This window comes from Desulfovibrio sp. 1188_IL3213 (assembly GCF_036763145.1).
GTDB lineage: Bacteria > Desulfobacterota > Desulfovibrionia > Desulfovibrionales > Desulfovibrionaceae > Desulfovibrio.
On the sequence record NZ_JBAIYR010000049.1, the window covers coordinates 1 to 10,080 of the forward strand.

7 protein-coding genes are annotated in these 10,080 nt (G+C 57.7%); 1 reads left to right on the forward strand and 6 read right to left on the reverse strand.

Annotation, left to right across the window (positions count from 1 at the left end):
* Window positions 1-119 precede the first annotated feature (119 nt).
* The gene (locus V6C16_RS04235) at window positions 120-1,952 is read left to right on the forward strand and encodes a putative PEP-binding protein (protein ID WP_333542800.1); all 1,833 of its coding nucleotides are present in this window, start codon (window positions 120-122) and stop codon (window positions 1,950-1,952) included.
* Between the two features lie 339 nt (window positions 1,953-2,291).
* Here V6C16_RS04235 and uvsE read toward each other — a convergent pair whose 3' ends face one another.
* The 6 genes from uvsE to V6C16_RS04265 form a co-directional block, all read right to left on the reverse strand.
* Entirely contained in the window at window positions 2,292-3,548 is a 1,257-nt protein-coding gene (uvsE, locus tag V6C16_RS04240; protein ID WP_333534884.1) for a UV DNA damage repair endonuclease UvsE, read from the reverse strand.
* A gap of 86 nt (window positions 3,549-3,634) precedes the next feature.
* On the reverse strand, window positions 3,635-5,284 hold the full coding sequence (gene groL, locus V6C16_RS04245) for a chaperonin GroEL (RefSeq protein ID WP_333542798.1): 1,650 nt from the start codon (window positions 5,282-5,284) through the stop codon (window positions 3,635-3,637).
* Window positions 5,285-5,325: 41 nt separating this feature from the next.
* Window positions 5,326-5,613 (reverse strand): co-chaperone GroES, encoded by a 288-nt coding sequence (gene groES / locus V6C16_RS04250; protein ID WP_012625173.1) that lies wholly within the window; start codon window positions 5,611-5,613, stop codon window positions 5,326-5,328.
* 842 nt (window positions 5,614-6,455) lie between these two features.
* Window positions 6,456-9,272, reverse strand: coding sequence for an FAD-binding and (Fe-S)-binding domain-containing protein (locus tag V6C16_RS04255; protein ID WP_333535267.1), 2,817 nt, complete (start codon window positions 9,270-9,272; stop codon window positions 6,456-6,458).
* A 68-nt stretch (window positions 9,273-9,340) separates the two neighbouring features.
* A complete protein-coding gene (locus tag V6C16_RS04260; RefSeq protein WP_333535266.1) occupies window positions 9,341-9,520 on the reverse strand; it encodes a hypothetical protein in 180 nt (59 codons plus the stop codon).
* A gap of 56 nt (window positions 9,521-9,576) precedes the next feature.
* On the reverse strand, window positions 9,577-10,080 hold a 504-nt coding region (locus V6C16_RS04265; protein WP_333542799.1), incomplete at its 5' end, for a molybdopterin oxidoreductase family protein.

Here is a 10,080-nt window from a genome sequence, read left to right on the forward strand (position 1 = left end):
CGTGGGCAGGGCTGCAAATGCGGGTTCATGCAGGTTCATGGCCTCAATGACAGTTCCGGTAATATCCATGCCGGGCGCAGTGTCCAGTGCCCCTGCATGAGGTCGGCGGCGAAATGGACGTGGCAAAGCTGCCCCCCACCAAGACCAAGGTGGGGCTTGTGCTTGCCGATGTGGGCCAGGCGCTCTTTCTCTCCCGCCTGCGGGACTTTGACCAGTTTGAAGTGGGCCTTTTGCGCGCCGAATTCATGCTGGGCAATATCAGCATTCATCCGCAGGCTCTGGAAGCCTTTGACAAGGGCGAGCTTGAAGGCGTGGTGCATACCAAGCTGAAAGAGCTTGAAGACCGCCTTTCCAAGGTGCTGCGCGAGCAAATGGCCGCAGGCCTCATTGTCTTCAATATCAATCTGCGCGAATACGTGGGCGAGGTCACGGGCCTTTCCGCCGAACTGGCCGCTCTGGCCGACACGGGCAAAAGCCTGAACGCCGAAGATGTGCTTTTGCAGCACCGCAAGATGCGCGAGCTTGACCACAAGATCGACCAGCATATGGAAATGGCCTCGCGCCGCATCGAGGTGCTCAAAACCTCGCCCGATCTGGCCGACCATGTGCGCATCATAATGGGTTACGATGACGAGCTTGCCCTGCAGAACAGCAGTGACCCCGAATCCGGCAAACGCATTGCAGAGATCGAGGCCAGTGTTGAAGCGCATGTGAAACGCATTCAGGACCTGCCCGCCGTCACCCGCCTGATGGAAAACATTGCCCATCTGCGTGAAGAAGTGGGCCTGCGTTCGGGGCTCAAGAAAGAAATGGACGATGTGCGCAATCTGCCGGAAAAAATTCGCGGCATGATCAAGGCGCGTGGCTTCCGCACCGGTAAGGAGCACTATGTGCAAACCCTTGCCCAGAACCTGGCCCTGTTTGCCATGGCCTTCTACGGCAAGCCCATTACCTACCGCACCACGGACTTCAAGAGTAATGAATATCGCAACCTGCTTGGCGGCAACCTCTTCGAGCACTTTGAAGACAACCCCATGCTTGGTTACCGCGGCGTGTCGCGCAATATTCATGACTGGGAAATCGAGGCGTTCAAGCTGGCTCGCGGTGTATACGGCGGGTCCAACCTGCGCATGATGCTGCCCTTTGTGCGCACCCTGGAAGAAGCCCGCTCCATGCGCAGCTACCTTGAGCAGGTTCACAAGCTCAAGAGCGGCCAGGACGGCCTGAAGATCATCCTCATGTCGGAACTGCCTTCAAACGCCATCCTGGCGAAGCAGTTCATTACCGAATTTGATGGATTCTCCATCGGTTCCAACGACATGACGCAGATGGTGCTTGCCACTGACCGCGACAACTCACGCCTTGCGCATATCTATGACGAAGAAGACCCCGCCGTGGTCTGGGCCATTCTGGTGAGCATATTCACCGGCCTGAAGTACGGGAAAAAAGTGGGCTTCTGCGGGCAGGGCGTGTCCAACAGCCTTATTCTGCGCGGCCTGGTCGCCATTGCGGGAATCACGTCCGCCTCTGTGGTTCCCGATACCTACTACCAGACCGTGTTTGATATTGCCGCTGTGGAGGCCGAGAGCATTCCCACCTCCGATCTGGGCAAATGGCTTGGACAGCAGCATCATAAGCGTCTGGCCGAGCTTATGGAAAAGACCGGCTACGGTCATATCCTCAAGAAGTACAAGAATCCGCAGGATATTCAGGAATGGTACGAAGGTGAGTTGCAGCGCCGCCATGAGCAGTTCCGCGAACACCTCGACACGCCCAAGGAAGATTTCTACCGCTCCGAACTGCAGAGCTTCCGCACGGCCTTCCACAAGCCTGTGATCTATGCCACCTGGAACTGGGACGATACGGTGCTGGACGCCCTGCACCATGCTGGTTTCCAGAACTTTGAAGAACAGGCCAAGGCCCTCGCAGCCGCCCGCCTGATCAAAGACTAGCAAACACGAAATAGACAAGGCCAAATGCCTGACAGCAAAACAGCCCGAAATCTTAAAGGTTTCGGGCTGTTTTCACATTCGTAAACTGCTCTGCAAGGATTTTCTTGAAAATCCTTGCCACGAAATGCGAGAAGGCAGGCTTTTGCCTGCCGTAAGCGAGCATTTCAAGTGTTAAATGCTCTAGAGCAGATTAACTTTGAGAATATACATTCTCAAAGTTTAAGGCACGCTCACTTCGGCGTTTAACCGCGCAGATAAACTGCGCTTACGCCTCCGTAGCGAGCGTCTGCTCACGCAGCCGTCCGAGCAATTTAAAAGTTAAATTGCTCTAGACAGTGTCTAGCTTACATAAAGATAGAGGCTGTGCAGCAGGTATTCTTCGTTGCTGTCTGCCGCCAGGGCCAGCAGTTTACGTTTGATGCGGGGCAGCGGCGCAAGGTCGCTGCCAAGAAGCTCAAGGTCCTTGAGCATGCGGGCGACATCATTGGCCGAGGCATTTTTGTTCACATGGCCCCACACATGTTCAGCGGCGTTTCTGGCTTTGCCCGGCTCCGGGTCGCAGGTGAGCGCTTTTTCAATCAGGTCGTAAAACGCATCTGCTGCCGGTTTTTCGTTTTTGAGCAAATGGCGAATGGCGGCATAGGTATTGGGGGTGCGCTCAAGCACAAGGTATTTGTAGCGCGCCCATTCTTCCGTGAGTCTGGTGCGCGGCAGGTTCGGTCGGGTCAGATTTGAACACTTGATTGCAGAGAGGTTTTTATCCTTAACCTCCAGCATGACATCCAGTTCGCGCCCTTCAAGCTGGCCGTGCATCTGCATGAAAGGGCGCATGGCAATGGTCCGGGAATGCATGCCGGGTTTGCCGCCTGCCAGTTGCTGTGAATAGTGAATTTTCTGGCGCCCGCTGCGGCTGTTCCAGGTCGCAGCCGCGCGGTCAAGCCAGTGCAGCATGCGGCCGTGCGGCGGCGGATTGAGTTCGTGATGGAAAATGTCAAAAACGGCAGGCAGGTCAAAGTCGCCGCAGACTGCCAGAACATCTTCAATGGTATAGATGCGCTCGTCATTTTCCAGAGCCAGGCGTTGCAGGATAAACGGGGGCAGGGCGGCCAGATTGTCGCGCAGTCTTTGCAGCGCTGTCTGCCTGTCACCATAGCCGCCGCCAAGGTGCAGGATGATGCGGCATTCCGGCCCGGTTTGCAGGGCATCCAGAAAGGTCGCATGGTAGGCAAGATCGGCCACAGCCTTGCGCACCACATCCTGGCGGGGAGAATTGAGCACAGTGTACTGCCCAGGATGCATTGAAAGGCGCGCGCCGCTCTCGCGCGCAAGGGCGGCCAGTTTTTCAAGCTCCGGGCGCAGTTCGTCCTGCCAGTCAAAATGCACGGCCTCGTGCGAGGCCAGCGGAATGATGTCGGAACTGATGCGCATGAGCGCGATGGACTGCTCGCAGCAGTAATGCAGCATGGTTTCCAGCGCGTTCAGATTGTTTCGGCTGACGGACAGCAGGTTGTTCCGGTCCGCGCGTGACAGGGTAAGGCTGCTTTGTGCTGCCCCGGGCAGTCCAATGGTTTTGCACGCAAAGCCATAGCGTATCATGGCATGCTCCTGTTGCGAAAAAAGCCCCCGCTTGCGCGGGGGCTTTGCTGGTAAGAGACTTTGGGTTTTGGGCTTCGGGAACCGGCTTAGTACATGCCGCCCATGCCGCCCATGCCGCCCATACCGCCCATGTCAGGCATGGCGGCGTCTTTCTTGGGTTCGGGCTTTTCGGCAATGGCGCATTCGGTGGTCAGCAGCAGGGAAGCCACGGAAGCGGCGTTCTGCAGGGCAGTGCGGGTCACCTTTTTGGGGTCGATCACGCCAGCCTTGATCAGGTCTTCGTATTCGCCGGTGGCGGCATTGAAGCCGAAGCCGTCTTTGCCTTCGCGCACTTTTTCAACCACGATGGAGCCTTCAAAGCCGGCATTGAGGGCAATCTGACGCAGGGGCTCTTCAATGGCGCGGCGGATGATGTTCACACCGGCCAGTTCGTCGTCGTCAGCGGGCTTGATGTCGCAAAGCACCTTGGCAACACGGATAAGAGCGGTACCGCCGCCAGGCACAATACCTTCTTCCACGGCAGCGCGGGTGGCATTGAGGGCGTCTTCAACGCGGTCTTTCTTTTCCTTCATTTCCACTTCGGTGGCAGCGCCCACATGCACCACGGCCACGCCGCCCACCAGCTTGGCAAGGCGTTCCTGCAGCTTTTCGCGGTCATAGTCAGAGGTGCTGTCTTCGATCTGGGCGCGGATCTGCTTCACGCGGGCCTTGATGTCTTCGCTCTTGCCGGCGCCGTCCACAACGGTGGTGTTTTCCTTGTCGATCACGATACGCTTGGCGGTACCGAGTTCGGCCAGGGTCATGTTTTCAAGCTTGGAGCCGGTGTCGTCGGAAGCCACCTGGCCGCCGGTGAGTACAGCGATGTCCTGCAGCATGGCCTTGCGGCGGTCGCCGAAGCCGGGGGCCTTGACGGCCACGACCTGCAGGGCGCCACGCAGCTTGTTGACCACGAGGGTCGCCAGGGCTTCGCCTTCCACGTCTTCAGCAATGATCATAAGCGGACGGTTCACCTTGGCAACCTGCTCAAGCACGGGCAGCATGTCTTTCATGCTGGAGATTTTCTTTTCCGTGCACAGGATGTAGGGATTGTCCATTTCGCAGACCATCTTTTCAGGATTGGTCACGAAGTAGGGCGACAGGTAGCCGCGGTCAAAGCGCATGCCTTCCACCACGTCCATAGTGGTTTCGAGGCCCTTGGCTTCTTCAACGGTGATGACGCCTTCCTTGCCCACTTTCGCCATGGCTTCGGCAATGATGTTGCCGATGGTGGTGTCGGAGTTGGCGGAAATGGTGCCGATCTGGGCAATTTCCTTCTGGTCGCGGGTGGGCTTGGCAAGGTTGGCCATCTCGGCGATCAGACCTTCAACGGCCTTGTCGATGCCGCGCTTGATAGCCATGGGGTTGCGGCCGGCAGCCACAAGCTTGACGCCTTCGCGGTAAATGGCCTGAGCCAGAATGGTGGCGGTGGTGGTACCGTCGCCAGCGGCATCGGAAGTTTTGGAGGCCACTTCTTTGACGAGCTGGGCGCCCATGTTTTCGAATCTGTCGGACAGTTCGATTTCCTTGGCGACAGTGACGCCGTCCTTGGTGATGACGGGAGCGCCGAAGGATTTTTCAATAGCTACGTTGCGGCCCTTGGGGCCAAGGGTGACCTTGACGGCATTGGCGAGCTTGTCAACACCGCGGGAAAGTTTTTCGCGGGCTTTAACGTCAAAAAAGATTTCTTTAGCAGACATTGGGACATTTCCTCCTAGTGGTAATTCGGCAAAGGTGGGAGTTAGTCGATGATGGCGAGAATGTCTTCTTCGCGCATGACCAGATGGTCAACGCCGTCGAGCTTAACCTCGGTTCCGGCGTACTTGTTGAACAGCACTTCGTCGCCGGCTTTCACAGCCAGAGCGGTGCGCTCGCCATTATCCCCTACCTTGCCGGGACCCACAGCCACAACCTGACCCTTGGAAGGCTTTTCTTTAGCCGTATCAGGGATGTACAGGCCGCCAGCGGTCTTTTCTTCGGTTTCAAGGCGTTTGACCAGAACACGGTCGTTAAGGGGTTTCAGCTTCATGACGTCAGATCCTCCCGGAAATGTTATTATTGTCCCGTGGGACACGGCAACGGACGCAGCTCGGCGTCTGCGCCGAAAATATTGCGCGTACTGGCCGTAGCGAACGCTCGTTTCGTCCGGCCCCGCACCGGCATAGAGATAAGACATACCGGCGGGTTGAAAAGGGGGGAATGCGGATTTTTTTTAATTTTTCTTCTAACTATATAAAATAACAGTATTTTAAAATAGATAGAAAAAAGCCGTATTGCGTGGCTTTCCTCATCATCCTTTTCTGGCCTTCGCTGGCCTGCGCTGGAGCACGGGTTCTCCTTGCGCATCAGGCTTTTCACTTCTGTTATGAATTTATTATCATACGTTATTGGCGCTGAAAGTAAAGCCTGCACGGTGAGGGGCACGGCGCCGGGATATGAGGTTGACTGGCCGCTGCCGATGGCAACGCCTTTGCTCGTGCCAAAGCATGGGGCGCGATCCGATGCGGAATCGCAGGCGGCGGCAACTTTTGTCAGTGCGCGCCCAGGGGGCGTAACACGCTGTCTGTACTGCGTTAGCCTTACGCAAGGCTGCGTGCGGTCCCGAAGTGACGGAAGCGCTACGCAACAGTTGCCGGCACAATGGAAGCGCCCTGCGTGAGCCGCATCACACGGCACACGCAGGGCGGCGTCAGGCGGACCCGTGGTGGGGCATCCGCTCTGTTTGTTCAAAGGTTTCAGCGCAGCATCATGCCATGCCCCTGCGACTGTGCCCGGGCCGTTGTCCGTTCCGGGCGTGGGCGCGTCCCGTTTGTGCTGTTTGCGTTGTTGCGCGTCGTAAAATGTTGAACATGCGCTTCTTGATCAGGCGGCCTAAACGCTGGCCTCGTCCACCAGGAACACAATGGAATAGTAGGGAATGCCGCTGTGCAGCGAAAGCCCTATCTGGCAGGTACGGCTGGAGGAATAGCCCACATCGCAGGTGCTCACCTGCATGCGCAGGCTCTTGAGGGCGGCCTCGTTAAGTTCGGGGTGGCTAAAGCCCCTGTCACCCGCCCATCCGCAGCAATTGATGCCTTCCGGCACGATGACGTTTTCGGCACACATTTTTGCCAGTTTTTCCAGTTTGCCCTCAAGGCCCATCTTGCGCACCGAGCAGGTGGCGTGCAGGGCCACGGTTTTGGGCAGCTTGGTGAACTTGAGGCAGTCATCCATTTTTTCAAGAATGAACTCAATGGGTTCCATCAGCGTGAGGGCCGGATCAAGGGTCTGCTTCATGTGCAGCAGGCAGGGGCTTGTTTCGCAAAGTATGGGGAACTGCCCGTTATTGCTGGCTTCTTTAAGGGCCGCTTCCAGTTCTTTTTCCTTTTTGTGCGCCGCATCGACAAGTCCTTTGCTGGCAAAGGCCATGCCGCAACAGAGCTTGTCGAGGTCCTTGGGCAGGATGACATCATAGCCGCCCTTGAGCAGCACGCTGATAACGGCTTCAGGCTCTGTGCGGCGGTCGGTGTGCTCCTGCCCGGGACCCATATTGCGCGCGATGCAGCTGGGGAAGTAGACGACCCGTCTGGGGTTGGCGCTGTGGGTTTGGGGTATGCGCACCTTGCTGCCGCCCTTGGGCATGTCCTTGTTCCACAGAGGGGCCTTGTTAAAAGTGATGCAGCGCAGCAGCTTTGAGCCGTTTTCCATAAAGGTCGTGCCGAGGGCGCGGTGCAGCCTGTCAACACCGTTGAGCGCCAGAGACATGGTCCGGCAGGTTCCGGCAAAGTGGTCGGCAATGCTGCCTGCCATCTTGCGGCTGAGCGCCCCCGCTTCTCTCTGACGCAGGCTCTTGATGAAAACACCCGTATCCACGCCGGCGGGGCAGCGGGGACGGCACAGGCTGTCGGTGGCGCAGGTGGCGTTGCCCATGTATTCATACTGTTTTTCAAGCTTTTTAAGCTCTTTGCTGTTTGGGGCGGTTTCACGCAGGCGGCATATCTCGCGATAGGCCGTGATGCGCTGACGCGGTGTGAGCGTAAGATCGCGAGACGGACACACGGATTCGCAGAAGCCGCATTCCATACATTTGTCCACCAGTTCATCGGCCGGATGCAGAGGCTTGAGGTGTTTGATATGCCCCTGCGGATCGTCGTTCATGAGCACGCCGGGGTTGAGAATGCCCTTGGGGTCCAGCAGTTCCTTGATGGATTTCATGATGGAATAGGCGGCCGCGCCCCATTCCATTTCCACAAAGGGGGCCACGTTGCGGCCTGTGCCGTGCTCCGCCTTGAGGGAACCGTCGTATTTTTCGGTGATGAGCTTGCAGAAGTCGTCCATAAAGGCTGCGTAGCGCGCCACTTCGGCTGGTGCGCCAAAATCCTGCCAGAACACGAAGTGCAGGTTGCCGTCGCGGGCGTGGCCGAAGAGCGGGGCCACGGTGTAGCCGTGGCGGATAAAGAGGGCCTGCAGGTCTGTGGCGGCCTCGCCCAGACGCTCAAGGGGAAAGGCCACGTCTTCGATAACAATGGACGTACCCACGGGGCGCATGCCGCCCACCGAAGCAAGAATGCCCTTGCGTATCAGCCAGAGCTTGCCGTATTCCTCGGGCTTGTCGGTGAATTCGTGGGGTCGCACAAACTTGACGTCCTTGAACGCCTTGTTGATGGCGGCGATATTTTTATCCAGCTCTTCCTGCGTGGAAGCGCGCGTTTCCACAAGCAGGGAACAGACCTTGTCGTCCAGCGTGTCCAGCCCTTCCGGCAGGCCGGGCGTGCCTTCCACCGAGCGCAGCGACGCCCTGTCCATCAGTTCGGCCGAAGACACGGGCAGAGTTGCCACGGCCGAGGCCAGGTCACAGGCGTCTTTGACCGTGGGCAGCAGCATGAGGGCCGATGCCTTGAAGGGGGCTTCTTCCACCGTGCGGTAGGTCACTTCGGCGATAAAGCCCAGCGTGCCTTCGGAGCCGACCATAAGGTGCTGGAGGATTTCGTAGGGATCTTCGTAGTCCACCAGGGCGTTGATGCTGTAGCCTGTGGTGTTTTTGATCTTGAATTTGCGGCGTATGCGGTCGGCCAGGGTCTTGTCGGCCATGATGCGCCCGCGCAGGTCGCTCAGGCCGTCAAGGATGTGGCCGTGGGTTCTGGCAAAAGACGCGCGGCTTTTGGCATCGGCGGTGTCCAGCAGGGTTCCGTCCGACATGACCATGCGGGTGGATAGCACGGTTTTGTAAGAATTGTCGGCAGTGCCGCAGCACATGCCGCTGGCGTTGTTGGCAAAGATGCCGCCGATGAAGCAGCTGTCGATGGAAGCCGGGTCAGGCCCGATTTTTTTGCCGAATTCGGCAAGGATTTTGTTGGCTCCGGAACCGATGATGCCGGGCTGAAGGGTGATTTTTTCCGCGCCTTCGCTCACCCGCCAGTTTTTCCAGCCCTGGCCGATGCGCACCAGCACAGAATCCGTCACAGCCTGGCCGGAAAGGCTGGTTCCAGCCGCGCGGAAGGTCACGGCCACATTGAGGCGATCGGCCACGCCCATAAGCTGTATGACCTCTGCTTCATCCAGAACGTCCACCACGAGCTTGGGCGTAAGGCGGTAAACGCTCGCGTCCGTGCCATAGGCAAGAAGACGCAGCGGGTCGGTGTATATGCGGTTTTTGGGAATGAATTCCTGAATGGCGTCATAGAATTCTCTATAGGGTGCTGTCAGCATTAGGGATCCTCCAGGGCAGGACATGCCTGCGATGAGTTTCAGATATTCGTTATACAGGCTATCTATTGTTAATAGAAATCACCAGCAAAAAATGCCGCATGAAAAAAAGGCGTAAAAAGACCTGAGGGGTAGCGGTGGTGCTGGCCGGATTGCCGTCGGGACCATGCCGGATTGACGGCAGTTCCGGGAATCAGCGTAAACAGATATCCGTTTGGAAGAAAGCGTTGGAACGGGAATTTTTTTGCCAAAGCCCCGCGCCTCCGGCGCGGTGTTAAACCACCGCACCGGAGGACGTTGCAAGGCGTCAGATTTTTTCTATTTTAACAGCGCAGGCTTTGTATTCCGCCGTTTTGGTGATGGGGTCCATGGCGGTATTAGTAAGCCAGTTGGCGTTGCTTTCACGAAAATGAAAGGCCATCCATACCATGCCGCGAGGCATGTCGTCGGTAACCTTGGCCTGCACCGTAACCGAGCCACGGCGTGAAGACACGCGGATGTTGTCTCCGTCGGCAATGCCAAGGCGGGCTGCGTCGGCAGTGGAAATGTCCGCCGTATCATGCCCCATAAGGCTGTTCAGCCCTTTGCTGCGCCCTGTTTGCGTGCGCGTGTGGTAGTGATAGAGGCGTCTGCCGGAACTGAGCACAAAGGGATACTCTTCATCGGCCACTTCGGCGGCCGGAGTCCAGCTTACAGGCGCAAAAAGCCCCTTGCCGCGCGCGAAGTCGCCGTCCTTGTGCAGCACGGGGCTGCCGGGATGTTCCGCATGGGTGCAGGGCCATTGCAGGCCATCGCCTTCAATGCGGCTGTA

Excerpts from the sequence above, each read along its gene's own strand:
- groL (WP_333542798.1), bottom strand. The coding sequence starts at position 5,284 with ATGTCTGCTAAAGAAATCTTTTTTGACGTTAAAGCCCGCGAAAAACTT.
- uvsE (WP_333534884.1), bottom strand. The coding sequence starts at position 3,548 with ATGATACGCTATGGCTTTGCGTGCAAAACCATTGGACTGCCCGGGGCA.
- V6C16_RS04255 (WP_333535267.1), bottom strand. The coding sequence starts at position 9,272 with ATGCTGACAGCACCCTATAGAGAATTCTATGACGCCATTCAGGAATTC.
- groES (WP_012625173.1), bottom strand. The coding sequence starts at position 5,613 with ATGAAGCTGAAACCCCTTAACGACCGTGTTCTGGTCAAACGCCTTGAA.